Raw genomic sequence first — 16,461 nt, 5'->3', positions numbered from 1 at the left:
CCCTTACCGAGGGTGACCAAGCATGCAAGAAAGCGTGATGCAGCGCATGTGGGACAGTGCCCACCTATCCGGTGGTAACGCTGCCTATGTGGAAGAGCTCTACGAGCTCTACCTGCACGATCCCAACGCTGTGCCAGAAGAGTGGCGCACCTATTTCCAGAAATTGCCGACTGACGGCAATGCCGCCACCGACGTTTCGCACTCGACAGTCCGCGATCATTTCGTGCTGCTGGCCAAGAACCAGCGTCGCGCCCAACCGGTGTCCGCCGGTAGCGTGAGCAGTGAGCACGAGAAGAAGCAGGTGGAAGTCCTGCGTCTGATTCAGGCATACCGCATGCGTGGCCATCAGGCTGCGACGCTCGACCCGCTGGGTCTGTGGAAGCGTCCGGCTCCGGCTGACCTGGCGATCAACCACTATGGTCTGACCAACGCCGACCTCGATACCACTTTCCGTACCGGTGAGCTTTACATCGGCAAGGAAGAGGCGACTCTACGGGAAATCTTTGAAGCGCTGCAGCAGACATATTGCCGCACCATTGGCGCCGAGTTCACCCATATCGTCGATTCCGAGCAGCGCAAGTGGTTCGCCCAGCGTCTGGAAAGCGTGCGCGGCCGTCCGGCCTTCTCCGTGGACGTGCAGGGTCACCTGCTCGAGCGCCTGACCGCTGCCGAAGGCCTGGAGAAATACCTGGGCACCAAGTACCCGGGTACCAAGCGTTTCGGTCTGGAAGGCGGCGAGAGCCTGATTCCGCTGCTGGACGAGATCATCCAGCGCTCCGGCTCCTACGGCACCAAGGAAATTGTCATCGGCATGGCCCACCGCGGCCGTCTCAACGTGCTGGTCAACACCTTCGGCAAGAACCCGCGCGACCTGTTCGACGAGTTCGAAGGCAAGAAGACCGAAGGCCTGTCCTCCGGTGACGTGAAATACCACCAGGGCTTCTCCTCCAACGTCATGACGCCGGGCGGCGAAGTGCACCTGGCGCTGGCGTTCAACCCGTCGCACCTGGAGATCGTCTCCCCGGTGGTCGAGGGTTCCGTGCGCGCCCGTCAGGATCGCCGCAGCGACCCGAACGGCGACAGCGTACTGCCGATCTCCATCCACGGTGACGCGGCATTCGCCGGTCAGGGCGTGGTCATGGAAACCTTCCAGATGTCGCAGACCCGCGGCTACAAGACTGGCGGCACCATCCACCTGGTGATCAACAACCAGGTCGGCTTCACCACCAGCCGTCCGGAAGACTCGCGCTCCACCGAGTACTGCACCGACGTGGCGAAGATGATCCAGGCGCCGATCTTCCATGTGAATGGCGATGATCCGGAAGCCGTGCTGTTTGTCACCCAGCTGGCCGTCGACTACCGCATGCAGTTCAAGCGCGACGTGGTCATCGACCTGGTCTGCTACCGTCGCCGCGGTCACAACGAGGCCGACGAGCCGAGTGGTACCCAGCCGCTGATGTATCAGCAGATCGCCAAGCAGCGCACCACCCGTGAACTCTATGCCGACAGCCTGATCCAAAGCGCCCGCCTGGATGCCGAGCGCGTGCAGGCCAAGATCGACGAGTACCGCAATGCGCTGGACAACGGCCAGCACGTGGTCAAGAGCCTGGTCAAAGAGCCGAACAAGGAACTGTTCGTCGACTGGCGTCCGTACCTGGGTCATGCCTGGACGGCTCGTCACGACACCCGTTGCGAGCTGAAGACCCTGCAGGATCTGGCCGGCAAGCTGCTGCTCCTGCCGGAAGGCCTGGTTCTGCAACGCCAGGTGGCCAAGGTCCTGGAAGACCGGGTCAAGATGACCGCCGGCGCAATGCCGATCAACTGGGGCTATGCCGAGAACCTGGCTTACGCCACGCTGCTGCATGAAGGTCACCCGGTGCGCATCACCGGCCAGGACGTCGGCCGCGGCACCTTCTCGCACCGCCATGCGGCGCTGCACAATCAGAAGGACGCGACTACCTACCTGCCGCTGCAGAACCTGTTCGAAGGTCAGCCGCGCTTCCAGCTGTACGACTCCTTCCTCTCGGAAGAAGCCGTACTGGCCTTCGAATACGGCTACTCGACCACCGTGCCCAACGCGCTGGTGATCTGGGAAGCCCAGTTCGGCGACTTCGCCAACGGCGCCCAGGTGGTGTTCGACCAGTTCATCTCCAGTGGCGAGCACAAGTGGGGCCGTCTGTGCGGTCTGACCATGCTGCTGCCGCACGGTTATGAAGGGCAGGGCCCAGAGCACAGCTCCGCGCGTCTGGAGCGTTACCTGCAGCTGTGCGCCGAGCACAACATGCAGGTGGCGGTGCCGACCACCCCGGCGCAGATCTACCATCTGCTGCGTCGCCAGGTGATCCGTCCACTGCGCAAACCATTGGTCGTATTGACGCCCAAGTCCCTGCTGCGGCATCCACTGGCTATCTCGACTCTGGAAGAGCTGGCCGACGGTTCGTTCCAGACCGTGATTCCCGAGGTCGACCCGATCGATCCGAAGAAAGTCGAACGCCTGATCCTGTGCAGCGGCAAGGTCTACTACGACCTGCTGGCCAAGCGGCGTGCCGAAGGTCGCGAAGACATCGCCATAGTGCGCATCGAGCAGCTCTATCCGTTCCCGGAAGAGGACCTGACCGAAGCCCTGGCGCCGTACAAGTACCTCAAGCACATCGTCTGGTGCCAGGAAGAGCCGATGAACCAGGGTGCCTGGTATTGCAGCCAGCACCACATGCGTCGCGTCGCATCCGCGCACAAGAAGGCCCTGTTCCTCGAGTATGCCGGCCGCGACGCTTCTGCGGCCCCGGCTTGTGGCTACGCTTCGATGCACGCCGAGCAGCAGGAAAAACTGCTGCAGGACGCTTTTAACGTTTAACGCCGTCGCGTACGAGGGGCTGCACGGGTAGCCCCTCATCGATGAAACCGAATTTAAGGAAACACACAGAATGGCTATCGAGATCAAAGCCCCAACCTTCCCGGAGTCGGTTGCCGACGGCACCGTTGCCACCTGGCACAAGAAGCCGGGCGACGCCGTCAAGCGTGATGAGCTGATCGTCGACATCGAAACCGACAAGGTGGTGTTGGAAGTCCTCGCCGAAGCCGACGGCGTGCTCGCCGAAATCGTCAAGAACGAAGGCGACACCGTGCTCTCCGGCGAACTGCTGGGCATGCTGGGTGCCGCTGGCGCCGCCGTAGCCGCTGCCCCGGCTGCTGCCGCTCCGGTTGCCGCTTCTGCCGCCGCTCCGGCCGCAAGCGATGACGACGCGATCCTGTCGCCGGCCGCACGCAAGATCGCCGAAGAGGGCGGTATCGATCCGAACAGCATCAGCGGTACCGGCAAAGGTGGTCGCGTGACCAAGGAAGACGCCGTGGCTGCCGTTGCTGCGAAGAAGTCCGCTCCGGCCGCTGCCGCCAAGTCGGCCGCTCCGGCTGGTGATGCGCCGGTGTTCGCCGTTGGCGACCGCGTCGAGAAGCGCGTACCGATGACCCGCCTGCGTGCCAAGGTCGCCGAGCGCCTGGTCGAGGCCCAGTCCACCATGGCCATGCTGACCACCTTCAACGAAGTGGACATGCATGAAGTCATGGCCCTGCGTTCGAAGTACAAGGACCTGTTCGAGAAGACCCACAACGGCGTGCGCCTGGGCTTCATGTCGTTCTTCGTCAAGGCCGCTGTCGAGGCGCTGAAGCGTTTCCCGGCGGTCAACGCCTCGATCGACGGCAACGACATCGTCTACCACGGCTACCAGGACATCGGCGTGGCCGTGTCCAGCGACCGTGGCCTGGTGGTTCCGGTGCTGCGCAACGCCGAGCTGATGAGCCTGGCCGAAGTCGAGAATGGCATCGCCACCTTCGGCAAGAAGGCCCGTGACGGCAAGCTGTCCATCGAAGAGATGACCGGTGGCACCTTCACCATCACCAACGGCGGTACCTTCGGTTCGATGATGTCGACTCCGATCGTCAACCCGCCGCAGGCCGCGATTCTGGGCATGCACAACATCATCCAGCGCCCGGTGGCCATCAACGGTCAGGTGGTTATCCGTCCGATGATGTACCTGGCACTGTCCTACGATCACCGTCTGATCGACGGCAAGGAAGCGGTCAGCTTCCTGGTGACCATCAAGAACCTGCTGGAAGACCCGGCTCGTCTGCTGCTGGACATCTGATCCCTGTGCACGCGGCGGTCCTCACAAGGGACCGCCCGGTTTTATCCGAGAAGGAATGAGTTATGACCCAGAAATTCGACGTGGTAGTGATTGGCGCGGGCCCAGGGGGCTACGTGGCCGCCATCAAGGCCGCGCAGCTTGGTCTGAAGACCGCCTGCATCGAGAAGTACCAGGACAAGGACGGCAAGGTCGCCCTCGGTGGCACCTGCTTGAACGTCGGCTGCATTCCGTCGAAGGCGCTGCTGGACAGCTCCTACAAGTACCATGAGGCCCACGAAGGCTTCAAAGTCCATGGCATCGAAGCCAAGGGCGTCACCATCGACGTACCGCAGATGGTCGCGCGCAAGAACACCATCATCAAGAACCTGACTGGCGGCGTCGCTGGCCTGTTCAAGTCCAACGGTGTGACCCTGCTGGAAGGCCACGGCAAGCTGCTGGCTGGCAAGAAGGTTGAAGTTACCGGCACTGACGGCAAGGTTGAGATCGTCGAAGCCGAGAACGTGATCCTCGCCTCCGGCTCGCGCCCGGTCGACATCCCGCCGGCCCCGGTCGATCAGGACGTGATCGTCGATTCCACCGGCGCCCTGGAATTCCAGGCCGTGCCGAAGAAGCTGGGCGTGATCGGCGCCGGCGTGATCGGTCTGGAGCTGGGTTCGGTGTGGGCCCGCCTGGGCGCCGAAGTCACCGTGCTGGAAGCCATGGACAAGTTCCTCGCCGCCGCCGACGAGCAGATCGCCAAGGAAGCCCTGAAGATCCTCGGCAAGCAGGGCCTGGATATCCGCCTGGGTGCCCGCGTCACTGGCAGCGAAGTGAAGAAGAAGCAGGTCACCGTGACCTTCACCGACGCCAACGGCGAGCAGAAGCTGACCTTCGACAAGCTGATCGTCGCGGTCGGCCGTCGTCCGGTAACCACCAACCTGCTGGCCGCCGACAGCGGTGTGACCCTCGACGAGCGTGGTTTCATCTTCGTCAACGACCAGTGCGAAACCAGCGTGCCGGGCGTTTACGCCATCGGTGACGTGGTGCGTGGCGCGATGCTGGCGCACAAGGCCTCGGAAGAGGGCGTGATGGTTGCCGAGCGCATCAAGGGCCACAAAGCCCAGATGAACTACGACCTGATCCCGTCCGTGATCTACACCCACCCGGAAATCGCCTGGGTCGGCAAGACCGAGCAGCAGCTGAAAGGCGAGGGCGTTGAAATCAACGTCGGTACTTTCCCGTTCGCCGCCAGCGGTCGCGCCATGGCTGCCAACGACACCGCCGGTCTGGTCAAGGTCATCGCCGATGCCAAGACCGACCGCGTGCTGGGCGTCCACGTGATCGGCCCAAGCGCTGCCGAACTGGTGCAGCAGGGTGCGATCGGCATGGAATTCGGCACCAGCGCCGAAGACCTGGGCATGATGGTGTTCTCGCACCCGACCCTGTCCGAAGCCCTGCACGAAGCGGCCCTGGCCGTGAATGGCCATGCCATCCACATCGCCAACCGCAAGAAGCGCTAAGCAACGTTAGAGAATGCAGCGCCTGGCTTCGGTCGGGCGTTCAATCGCAGGAAAACCAAGGCGGGCGGCCCGCGGCAGACCTACACGGCCTGGCGCAGGAATGTCCGCCTGGACTGCTAACCAGAGCAGTCAAAGGTGGCGCGGCGCCTTCGAGCGCAGCGTCGAATGCGCAATACCTAAACGAAGAACGGTAGATAAGCATGAATCTTCACGAGTATCAGGGTAAGCAGCTGTTCGCTGAGTACGGCCTGCCGGTATCCACTGGTTTCGCCGTTGACACCCCGGAAGACGCGGCTGCGGCTTGCGACAAGATCGGTGGCAGCGAGTGGGTTGTCAAAGCCCAGGTGCACGCCGGCGGCCGCGGCAAAGCGGGCGGCGTCAAGCTGGTGCGTAACAAGGAAGACGCCAAGGCGTTCGCCGCCCAGTGGCTGGGCAAGCGTCTGGTGACCTACCAGACTGACGCCAATGGTCAGCCGGTCAGCAAGATCCTGGTCGAGTCGTGCACCGACATCGACAAGGAACTGTACCTCGGCGCTGTCGTCGACCGTTCCAGCCGCCGTATCGTGTTCATGGCTTCCACCGAAGGTGGCGTGGACATCGAGAAAGTCGCCCACGACACTCCCGAGAAGATCCTCAAGGCCACCATCGACCCGCTGGTCGGCGCGCAGCCGTACCAGGGCCGCGAGCTGGCTTTCCAGCTGGGCCTGAAAGGCGACCAGATCAAGCAGTTCACCCACATCTTCGTGGGCCTGGCCAAGCTGTTCCAGGACTACGACCTGGCGCTGCTGGAAGTGAACCCGCTGGTGATCAAGAAAGACGGCAACCTGCACTGCCTGGACGCCAAGATCAATATCGACAGCAACGCCATGTACCGCCAGCCGAAGCTGCGCGCCATGCATGACCCGTCGCAGGACGATCCGCGCGAAGCCCACGCTGCCAAGTTCGAACTGAACTACGTAGCTCTGGAAGGCAACATCGGCTGCATGGTCAACGGTGCCGGCCTGGCCATGGGTACCATGGACATTGTCAACCTGCACGGCGGCAAGCCAGCCAACTTCCTCGACGTAGGTGGCGGCGCGACCAAAGAGCGCGTAACCGAAGCGTTCAAGATCATCCTGTCCGACAGCAACGTCGCGGCCGTGCTGGTCAACATCTTCGGCGGCATCGTGCGCTGCGACATGATTGCCGAAGGCATCATCGGCGCCGTTAAAGAAGTCGGCGTGAAGATTCCGGTCGTGGTTCGTCTGGAAGGCAACAACGCCGAACTGGGCGCCAAGGTCCTGGCCGAAAGCGGCCTGAACATCATCGCGGCAACCAGCCTGACCGACGCTGCCGAGCAAGTCGTCAAAGCTGCGGAGGGCAAGTAATGAGCGTCCTGATCAATAAAGACACCAAAGTCATCTGCCAGGGCTTCACCGGCTCGCAAGGTACATTCCACTCCGAACAAGCCATCGCCTACGGCACCCAGATGGTTGGCGGCGTGACCCCGGGCAAGGGCGGCACCACGCACCTGGGCCTGCCGGTGTTCAACACCGTCAAGGAAGCCGTTGAGACCACCGGCGCCACCGCTTCGGTGATCTACGTTCCGGCTCCGTTCTGCAAGGACTCGATCCTGGAAGCAGCTTTCGGCGGCATCAAGCTGATCGTCTGCATCACCGAAGGCATCGCGACCATCGACATGCTGGAAGCCAAGGTCAAGTGCGACGAGCTGGGCGTGACCCTGATCGGCCCGAACTGCCCAGGCGTGATCACTCCCGGCGAGTGCAAGATCGGCATCATGCCCGGTCACATCCACCTGCCAGGCAAGGTCGGCATCGTCTCGCGTTCCGGCACCCTGACCTATGAAGCCGTGAAGCAGACCACTGACGCCGGTTTCGGTCAGTCCACCTGCGTCGGCATCGGTGGTGACCCGATCCCGGGCTCCAACTTCATCGACATCCTGAAGCTGTTCCAGGAAGACCCGAAGACCGAGGCGATCGTGATGATCGGCGAGATCGGCGGTTCGGCCGAAGAAGAAGCCGCTGCCTTCATCAAGGCCAACGTGACCAAGCCGGTGGTGTCCTACATCGCTGGCGTCACCGCGCCGCCCGGCAAGCGCATGGGCCACGCCGGTGCCATCATCTCCGGTGGCAAGGGCACTGCGGACGAGAAGTTCGCTGCCCTGCAGGACGCCGGTGTGAAAACCGTGCGTTCCCTGGCCGACATCGGCAAGGCCCTGGCCGAGCTGACCGGTTGGGAAGTCAAGAAGGCCTGAGGCTGACTTGAGCGGAAAGAGGCCACCTTCGGGTGGCCTTTTTCTTTTCTGCCGCTGCGGTCAGAAACTTGTGCCGAGGCGACAGTTTTTTGCGTCTGAACGACAGCTCGACCGCTGCCCGCCGCGAGGTCTGGGGAAAATCGTTAGTCTTGCAACTATTTCCCGCCCAGCCCCACAAGGGTCGGCCGTGAAACCTGAGTGACAGCCCCCGAACCGGGGCGGTGACGTTTCCCAACCCAGCGGAAACCCTGCTGTTTTTCCCTGAAATCCTGCCTGTGGTACTTCCTGCTATGACTCGCCTGAAAAGCCTCGACCTCCTGGCCCTTGGCTTCATGACTTTTGCCCTGTTCCTGGGCGCCGGTAACATCATCTTCCCGCCCAGCGCCGGTATGGCGGCGGGCGACAACGTGTGGCTCGCCGCGCTGGGCTTTTTGCTCACCGGCGTCGGTCTGCCGCTGCTGACCGTGGTGGCCCTGGCCCGGGTCGGCGGTGGCATGGACAGCCTGACTGCGCCGCTGGGGCGCAAGGCCGGGACGCTGTTTGCCGTGGCGGTGTACCTGGCCATCGGCCCGCTGTTCGCCACGCCGCGCACCGCCGTGGTGTCCTTCGAGATGGGCGTGGCGCCCTTTGTCGGCAACGAACCGCTGGCCCTGGGCCTGTACACGCTGGTCTATTTCGCCGCCGTGCTGTTCCTCTCGCTGAATCCGGGGCAACTGGTCGACCGCATCGGCAAGTTCATTACGCCGGTGCTGCTGGCTGCCTTGCTGGTACTTGGTGGCGCAGCGCTGTTGGCTCCGGCCGGCGAGATCGGCCAGAGTAATGCCGACTATCAGGCCATGCCACTGGTGCAGGGCTTCCTGCAGGGCTACCTGACCATGGATACCCTCGGCGCATTGGTATTCGGCATCGTCATCGCCACCGCCATTCGTGGCCGCGGGGTAAGCGATGGTCGCCTGGTCACGCGCTATTCGGTGATCGCCGGGCTGATCGCCGCGATCGGCCTGTCGCTGGTCTACCTGGCGCTGTTCTACCTCGGTGCCACCAGCCAGGGGATTGCCGGCGACGCGCAGAACGGCGTGCAGATCCTCACCGCCTATGTGCAGTACACCTTCGGCACCCCGGGCAGCCTGCTGCTGGCGGTGGTGATCACCCTGGCCTGCCTGACCACCGCGGTGGGCCTGCTGACCGCCTGTGGCGAGTACTTCAGCGAGTTGCTGCCGGTTTCCTACCGCAAGGTGGTGCTGGCGTTCGGCCTGTTCAGCCTGCTGGTGGCCAACCAGGGCCTGTCGCAGCTGATCAGCGTGTCGGTACCGGTGCTGGTTGGCCTCTATCCGCTGGCCATCGTGCTGATTGGCCTGAGCCTGCTCAGCCGCGTCTGGTGTTCGGCGCCGCGGGTATTCATCCCGGTGATGCTGGTGACCCTGGTGTTCGGCCTGGCCGATGCCTTCAACGCCGCCGGGTTCCAGGCGCTGGTGCCGCAGTTCCTCAGCCACCTGCCGCTGGCTGCACAGGGGCTGGGCTGGGTGGTACCGGTGGGTGTCACGCTGCTGCTCGCCGCCGTAGCCGACCGGCTGCGCGGTGCGGGGCAGGTAGAAGCCTGTTAAGCCGTCTGCGACGCGCCTTGCGGCGCGTCGCTGCTGTTTTTTGGCGGTTGTGCCACCCATCTACGGCTGATCGCCGATTGCCGGCCGCCGTGCTCTGCCGGACAATTCCTGCATGTTTCCTGTGTAGCTTGCCGTCATGTCGCAATCGGTATTCTTCGCCCACGCCAACGGGTTTCCCTCGGCCACCTACGGCAAGCTGTTTGCCGCCCTGGCACCGGACTACCGGGTGCAGCACCTGGAGCAGCACGGCCATGATCCGCGCTTTCCGGTGGACGACAACTGGCAGAACCTGGTCGACGAACTGATCACCCACCTCGATGCTCAGCAGCAACCGGTCTGGGGTGTCGGCCATTCCCTCGGTGGCGTGCTGCACTACCATGCGGCGCTGCGCCGTCCCGATCTGTATCGCGGCGTGGTGATGCTCGACTCGCCGCTGCTGACCCGTGTCGACCAGATGGTGATTCGCGCGGCCAAGCGCTTCGGCTTCATCGACCGGATTACCCCGGCCGGGCGTACCGTGGGCCGCCGTGAAGCCTTCAATGATCTGGCCGAGGCGCGCCGCTACTTCGCCGGCAAGACCCTGTTCAGCCGCTTCGACCCGGAATGCCTGGATGCCTACGTAGAGCATGGCCTGCGCGCCGACGACAACGGCTTGCGCCTGCGCTTCGACCCGGCCACCGAGATCAGTATCTACCGCAGCGTGCCGCACACCAGCCCGGGCCGCCCGCAACAGCTGCAGGTGCCGCTGGCCCTGGTGCGTGGCCGGCAGAGCAGGGTGGTGCTGGCGCACCATGCGCGCCTGGTCAACCGGGTGCCCAGGGGCGAATACCACAACCTGCCGGGTGGGCACATGTTCCCCCTGGAGCGCCCGCAGGACACCGCGCGCCTGCTGCGCGAACTGTTCAGCCGTTGGCAGAGCCAGGGCATGGAGCACAGCGCATGACCTTCAGCGTCGAGGAAACCCGTTTCAGCCTGGCGCATGTGGAGTTGGCCGCGCACCTGTTCGGCCCCGAGGACGGCATTCCGGTGATCGCGCTGCATGGCTGGCTAGACAATGCCATGACCTACGCGCGCCTGGCGCCGAAACTCCAGGGGCTGCGCATCGTCGCCCTGGATTTCCCCGGCCACGGACACTCCGGGCACTACGCCAGCAACTCCAGCTACAGCATGTGGGAGTACCTGGAGGATGTACTGCTGGTGGCCGAGCAACTGGGCTGGCAGCGCTTCAGCCTGATAGGCCATTCCCTTGGCGGGATCATCTCGACCCTGCTGGCCGCCGCCGTGCCGGAGCGTATCGAGCGCATCGCGTTGATCGATGGGCTGATTCCCTACACCGGCGAGGCCGACGGTGCCGCCAAGCGCCTGGGCGATGCGCTGCGCGCGCGGCTGGCGGTGCGCGACAAACGCAAACCCGTCTATCCGACGCTGGAGCGCGCAGTGCAGGCGCGCATGCAGGGCGTGGTCGCGGTCAGCCGCGAGGCCGCCGAACTGCTGGCCCAGCGCGGCCTGGAGCCGGTGCAGGGCGGTTATACCTGGCGCACCGATATCCGCCTGACGCTGCCCTCGGTGATGCGCCTGACCTTCGCCCATGTCCAGGAGTTCGTGCGCAGCGTGCAGTGCCCGGTCAGCCTGGTGCTGGCCGAAGGCGGGCATATGGCGGTCGAACCACGCATCGCCGGGCTGATCGAGGGTACGCAGTTCGAGGTGCACAGACTGCCGGGCGGGCATCACCTGCACCTCAATGACGAGGCTGGCGCACAGCAGGTTGCAGACTGTTTCAATCGTTTCTTCGCTGTCACTTGACTTGCCCCTGACAACTGCCGAGGCTGGCCGGACTGTTACTGGAGCCTCGCATGATCGACCTCTATACCGCTGCGACACCCAATGGCCATAAGGTCTCCATCGCCCTGGAGGAGCTTGGTCTGCCGTACCGGGTGCACGCGCTCTCCTTCGACAAGCAGGAGCAGAAGACTCCCGAGTTCCTGCGCATCAACCCCAACGGCCGCATCCCGGCCATCGTAGACGACGGCTTCGCCGTGTTTGAATCCGGCGCGATCCTGATCTACCTGGCCGAGAGGGCCGGCCAGCTGCTGCCAGCCGACGCCAAGGGGCGCTCGCGGGCGATCCAGTGGCTGATGTTCCAGATGGGTGGGGTGGGGCCGATGCAGGGCCAGGCCAATGTGTTCTTCCGCTATTTTCCGGAGAAGCTGCAGGGCGCCATCGACCGTTACCAGCATGAGACCCGGCGCCTCTACGAAGTGCTCGATACGCGCCTGGGGGAGGCCGAATACCTGGCCGGCGACTACAGCATTGCCGACATCGCCACCTTTCCCTGGGTGCGGGTGCACGACTGGGCGGGTGTGTCGCTCGAGGGCCTGGTGCACCTGCAACGCTGGCTGGCAGCAATCGAAGCGCGCCCGGCGGTACAGCGCGGCCTGCAGGTGCCGGCACGGCCCACGGACAATGAAGCGCTGGTGAAGACCGCGCAGACCATGCTGATACGCTGAGGATCGGATGCTTTCCAGACTGTGTTTTTGCCTGTTGCTCGCCAGCGCCTCGGTGCTGGCCGCGGACCTGCCCGGCAGCCAGGATCTCGAAGTGCTCGCGCGCTTTGCGCGCAGCGAGATCGTCGACTATCGGGATGTCGCCATCCTCGAACGGCGCTATCCGCTGGGAGCGGTGCAGCGCATCAGCAGCCAGTTGCGCCTGGAGGGGGAGGTGCTCGCCGAGGGCCGCCTGCGCGCGCTGACCTACCGCCTGCCGGATGAACACGCGCCGCGCGAGGCGCTGAACGCCGCCCGCCAGGCGCTGCTGGGGCAGGGCGCCCAGCTGTTGTACTGGTGCGAGGGGCGCGAGTGCGGCTCCAGCAGCCTGTGGGCCAACGCCATCTTCGCCAATGCCAAGCTGTACGGCCCGGAGGAGCGGCAGAGCTATATGCTGCTGCACCTGGCGGCGCCACGGCAGGACAGCCTGCTGGCCCTGTATGGCATCACCCGCGGCAATCGCCGGGCCTACCTGCATGTGGAACAGCTGGATGCCAACACTTCGCTGGCCGCGCTGCTACCCGGTGCGACCACGCTGCTGCGCCAGCTGCGCGAGCAGGGCCAGCTGGCCCTGCCGCACCTGGGCGCGCCGGATGCGGCCTGGAGCGAATTGCTGGCGCGCACCTTGAACCTCGACAGCACCCTGCGGGTCAGTTTGTCCGGTGCCAACGCACCGGCCTGGCGGGCCGCCCTGCAGGAACAAGGCGTACGCGCCACTCGCCTGGAACTGGGGGAGCCGAGCGGCAGCGGACTGCTGCTGCAAGCATTACGTTGAATGACAAGGAAACGGGCCACCCGCTGGCCCATCGGGATCTTTTTCCAGGACCTTTGCAATGCTGAACAATGACCGCCTGTTGGTGCAGATCCTCCTGCTGGTGCTGCTGGGCGCCTGTGCCTGGGTGTTGGCGCCGTTCTTCTCGGCGCTGTTCTGGGCCGCCGTGCTGGCGTTTGCCAGCTGGCCGCTGATGCGCCTGCTAACCCGCCTGTTGAATGGCCGCGAAGCGACCGCTGCCGCCGTGCTGACCGGCGGCTGGATGATCCTGGTGGCGGTGCCGCTGGTCTGGCTGGGCTTCAACCTGGCCGATCATGTCCGCGATGCCACCGAGCTGTTCAAGGGCTTCCAAGTCGATGGTCTGCCGGACCCACCGGGCTGGCTGGGTCAATTGCCGCTGGTGGGCGAGCGTCTGGTCGGCCTGTGGAATCGCGTCGACGAGGAGGGCGTTGCCCTGTTTGCCGCCATCCGTCCTTATCTGGGCCAGGTTGGCAACTGGTTGCTGGCCCGCAGCGCGCAGATCGGCGGCGGCATGCTCGAACTGGCCCTGAGCCTGGTGCTGGTGTTCTTCTTCTACCGCGACGGCCCGCGGATGGCGGCTTTCGTGAAAAGCATGCTGCAGCGCCTGATCGGCGATCGCGCCGAGCATTATCAGGAGCTGGTCGCCGGCACGGTGCAGCGGGTGGTCAACGGCGTGATCGGCACCGCCGCGGCCCAGGCCCTGCTGGCCCTGATCGGTTTCTACATTGCCGGGGTGCCGGGCGCCCTGGTGCTGGCTATCGTCACCTTTGTCCTCAGCCTGATTCCCATGGGCCCGCCGTTGGTCTGGGTACCGGCCACGGCCTGGCTGGTCAGCCAGGGCGAATACGGCTTCGCGGTGTTTCTCGGCATCTGGGGCATGTTCGTCATCAGTGGTGTGGACAACGTGCTCAAGCCCTACCTGATCAGCCGCGGCGGCAACCTGCCGCTGGTGGTGGTGCTGCTTGGCGTGTTCGGCGGCATCCTGGCCTTCGGCTTCATGGGCCTGTTCCTCGGCCCGACCCTGCTGGCCGTGGCCTTCAGCCTGCTCGGCGACTGGGTCAACAGCGTGCCGAAGGAGCCGGTGCAGGCCGCTGCCATGCCCCGCGAGGATGATCGCGCCTGACGGTCGGCGCGTGGTCATCCGACCACGCCTGGCAGCCTGCACCTGTTCGATCCGCTTGGCATCCTGCGCAATTTCTTGCCGGCCCGCCTTGGTCGCGACCGGCGGCCAATGGTAGCCTTGCCCGGCTTTTCGGCTGCCCTGGCAGCCCAAGCCGGGCAGCGCAAGCTCGCCCCGCCTCAGGCCGCGGAACGTTCCATCAGAGGCCGGCCGCGGACGCAGGGAAGAACCAACACAACACAACGGACAATCTGCGAGTCATCTCATGAAAAAATCTGCAGGCATCGCTGTAGGCGTCATCGTCGCCCTAGGGGCATTGGGCACGGCCGGGGCCTGGTATACTGGCAAGCAACTGCCAGCCACGCTGGAAGCCTCGATCAAGCAAGCCAACGACGAAATGGCCAAGGCCCTGCCGGCCCTGGGCGTCAATGCCTCGATCGAACTGCTGTCGCTGGATCGCGAACTTTTCAGCAGCAATGCGCGCTACCGCATCAAGTTCTCCGGCCCGCAGGACGGCGAGCTGCCGAGCAACCTGGAGTGGGTGGTCAACGACCGCATCGAGCACGGCCCGTTCCCGCTGTCGCGCCTGAAGGCCTTCAAGCTGATGCCGGTCATGGCCAGCAGCAACTATGCCCTGGAGCAGAGCCCGGAGCTGGAGAAGTGGTTTGCCGCGACCAAGGGCGTGTCGCCGCTCAATGGCCAGGTCAGCCTGGGCTACGACCGCTCCGTCAGCGGCACCCTGGAGCTGGAACCGCTGCAGCTGCCGCTGGATGAAAGCACCAACCTCGACTTCAGCGGCCTGACCCTCGACATCGACAGCAGCGCCGATGGCCGCGATGTGAGCGGGCGTGGCCAGATGGACAGCCTGAAAGTCACTTCCAGCCTCGGCGATGCGCCGATGAGCATCGAGTTCCAGGACCTCAGCCTGGACAGCGACCTGAGCAAGGGCAGCAGCGAGTTCTACCTGGGCAGCAACGAAGTGCGCCTGAAGGCCATTGCGCTGTCGCTCGGCAGCGACAACAAGCCGCTGCTGCTGAAGGATGTGGTGCAGCGCGACGAGACCTCGGAAAACGGCAACTTCCTCGCCGCCCGTTACAGTTATGACGTCGGCATGATCAGCTATGACGGTCGCGACATCGGCAGCTCGCAGATGGTCTGGAGCCTGAAGAACCTCGACGGCAAGGCCCTGCAATCGATGATCGCCCTGTACGGCGAGCTGATGCAGGCCGACTGGCAGTACCAGAAGACCAGCAGCGCCACCGGCATGCCGGAGCTTTCCGCCGAGCAGGAAGCCAAGCTCAAGGCCGATCTGGAACAACTGCTGGCCGGCAAGCCGGGCCTGGCCCTGGAGAAACTGGCATTCAAGACCGCCAATGGCGAGAGTAGCTTCAAGCTGGCCCTGGATATCGGCAAGCCGGCATCCCTCGACCTGCCGGCCCCGGAGCTGGCCAAGCAGCTGATCAGCCAGTTCGATGCCAAGCTGGTGGTCTCCAGGCCTATGATCGGTGACGTGGTCAGTGCCCAGGCGGCGATTTCCGGCGAAACCGACCAGGAAGCCATCGCCGACCAGGCGCAGATGATGACCGAGATGGCCAGCGGCATGCTGCTGGCCACCGAGCTGGCGACCCTGCAGGGCAATGACATCGTTTCCAGCCTGCACTACGCCAACGACCAGGTGGACTTCAACGGCAAGAAAATGACCGTAGAGGAGTTCGTCGGCATGGCCCTGGCCATGGGCGGCGGCCTGGGTGGTGGTCTGGGCGCTCCGGCACTGGACGACGAGGCTCCGATGCTGGACGAGCAGTTGCCGGAAGAAGGCGAAGCTTCCGCAGGCGACACCGAGCAGCAGTAATCGGCCAGGCGGCTGCGGGGCGACCCGCTGCGTCGGTCCCAACGGCCAACCCATCCGCGTCAGCGGGTCGGTTGGCAGTTTCGTTTGGTGCTGCCGCAAGGCGTTGTGCATGGATTGATCCATGCATTTGAATGAATTTGCGGATGTTTGGAGGGGAGGGCGTTGACGGCTAGTTTTTAAAGTATACAATGCGCACCTCTTCCAGCGCGGCCTGATCTAAAAACTCCTTGTTAAACAAAGAGTTAGATGAAATAAAGGTTGTGCTGGTGGCGGATTCGAGTAGAATGCGCCGGCCTGGCAGGGTGGTGGTTTAATCCTGTCGGTGCTTCGGTTCGAAGGGGCTGAAGACGCTTGAAAGAGGTGGTTGACAGCGAGTTTGAATGCTGTAGAATTCGCCTCCCGCTGATGTGAAGCGTAAGGCAGATCGGAGGCGCAAGCGGTTGAGAAGAAGCGAAAAATTCTTCGAAACTGATTGACAGAAAGAAAGGCTGCTGTAGAATTCGCGGCCTCGGTTGAGACGAAAGACTTCGCCGAAACGCTCTTTAACAACTTGAATCAAGCAATTCGTGTGGGTGCTTGTGGAGTAAGACTGTTAGTCGCAAGATTATCAGCAACACAAGTAACTCTTCGTGAATTCAAAGAGTTTATTTGCGA

13 protein-coding genes are annotated in these 16,461 nt (G+C 63.9%); all 13 read left to right on the top strand.

Features of this window, described 5'->3' with window-relative positions:
• Positions 1-22: 22 nt before the first annotated feature.
• Entirely contained in the window at positions 23-2,854 is a 2,832-nt protein-coding gene (locus GV001_RS14580; protein WP_160081064.1) for a 2-oxoglutarate dehydrogenase E1 component, read from the top strand.
• Between the two features lie 70 nt (positions 2,855-2,924).
• A complete protein-coding gene (odhB, locus tag GV001_RS14575) occupies positions 2,925-4,142 on the top strand; it encodes a 2-oxoglutarate dehydrogenase complex dihydrolipoyllysine-residue succinyltransferase (RefSeq protein WP_160081062.1) in 1,218 nt (405 codons plus the stop codon).
• Between the two features lie 62 nt (positions 4,143-4,204).
• Positions 4,205-5,641: a dihydrolipoyl dehydrogenase gene (gene lpdA / locus GV001_RS14570; protein WP_160081060.1), complete on the top strand. Its 1,437-nt coding sequence runs from the start codon at positions 4,205-4,207 to the stop codon at positions 5,639-5,641.
• 200 nt (positions 5,642-5,841) lie between these two features.
• On the top strand, positions 5,842-7,008 hold the full coding sequence (sucC, locus tag GV001_RS14565) for an ADP-forming succinate--CoA ligase subunit beta (RefSeq protein WP_160081058.1): 1,167 nt from the start codon (positions 5,842-5,844) through the stop codon (positions 7,006-7,008).
• Entirely contained in the window at positions 7,008-7,895 is an 888-nt protein-coding gene (gene sucD, locus GV001_RS14560; RefSeq protein WP_160081056.1) for a succinate--CoA ligase subunit alpha, read from the top strand. Before sucC ends, sucD begins: the two co-directional genes overlap by 1 nt.
• Before the next feature lie 290 nt (positions 7,896-8,185).
• Positions 8,186-9,499 (top strand): branched-chain amino acid transport system II carrier protein, encoded by a 1,314-nt coding sequence (gene brnQ, locus GV001_RS14555; protein WP_160081054.1) that lies wholly within the window; start codon positions 8,186-8,188, stop codon positions 9,497-9,499.
• 136 nt (positions 9,500-9,635) lie between these two features.
• Positions 9,636-10,442, top strand: coding sequence for an alpha/beta fold hydrolase (locus tag GV001_RS14550; RefSeq protein ID WP_160081052.1), 807 nt, complete (start codon positions 9,636-9,638; stop codon positions 10,440-10,442).
• Positions 10,439-11,302: an alpha/beta hydrolase gene (locus tag GV001_RS14545; RefSeq protein ID WP_160081050.1), complete on the top strand. Its 864-nt coding sequence runs from the start codon at positions 10,439-10,441 to the stop codon at positions 11,300-11,302. The genes GV001_RS14550 and GV001_RS14545 overlap by 4 nt, the downstream gene beginning before the upstream one ends.
• 50 nt (positions 11,303-11,352) lie before the next feature.
• Positions 11,353-12,006: a glutathione S-transferase family protein gene (locus GV001_RS14540; protein ID WP_160081048.1), complete on the top strand. Its 654-nt coding sequence runs from the start codon at positions 11,353-11,355 to the stop codon at positions 12,004-12,006.
• A 7-nt stretch (positions 12,007-12,013) separates the two neighbouring features.
• Entirely contained in the window at positions 12,014-12,817 is an 804-nt protein-coding gene (locus tag GV001_RS14535) for a DUF4892 domain-containing protein (protein WP_160081046.1), read from the top strand.
• 58 nt (positions 12,818-12,875) lie between these two features.
• Positions 12,876-13,958, top strand: a complete 1,083-nt coding sequence (locus GV001_RS14530) for an AI-2E family transporter (RefSeq protein ID WP_160081044.1) — start codon at positions 12,876-12,878, stop codon at positions 13,956-13,958.
• A 262-nt stretch (positions 13,959-14,220) separates the two neighbouring features.
• Positions 14,221-15,807, top strand: coding sequence for a YdgA family protein (locus tag GV001_RS14525; RefSeq protein ID WP_160081042.1), 1,587 nt, complete (start codon positions 14,221-14,223; stop codon positions 15,805-15,807).
• 472 nt (positions 15,808-16,279) lie between these two features.
• Positions 16,280-16,461, top strand: a 182-nt coding sequence (locus tag GV001_RS20065) for a hypothetical protein (RefSeq protein ID WP_218583035.1), incomplete at its 3' end; no start/stop codon positions are given.

This window comes from Pseudomonas sp. 8AS, from assembly GCF_902506505.1.
In the GTDB taxonomy this organism is placed as follows: Bacteria; Pseudomonadota; Gammaproteobacteria; order Pseudomonadales; family Pseudomonadaceae; genus Aquipseudomonas.
This window is presented reverse-complemented; position numbering and strand designations above follow the sequence as displayed.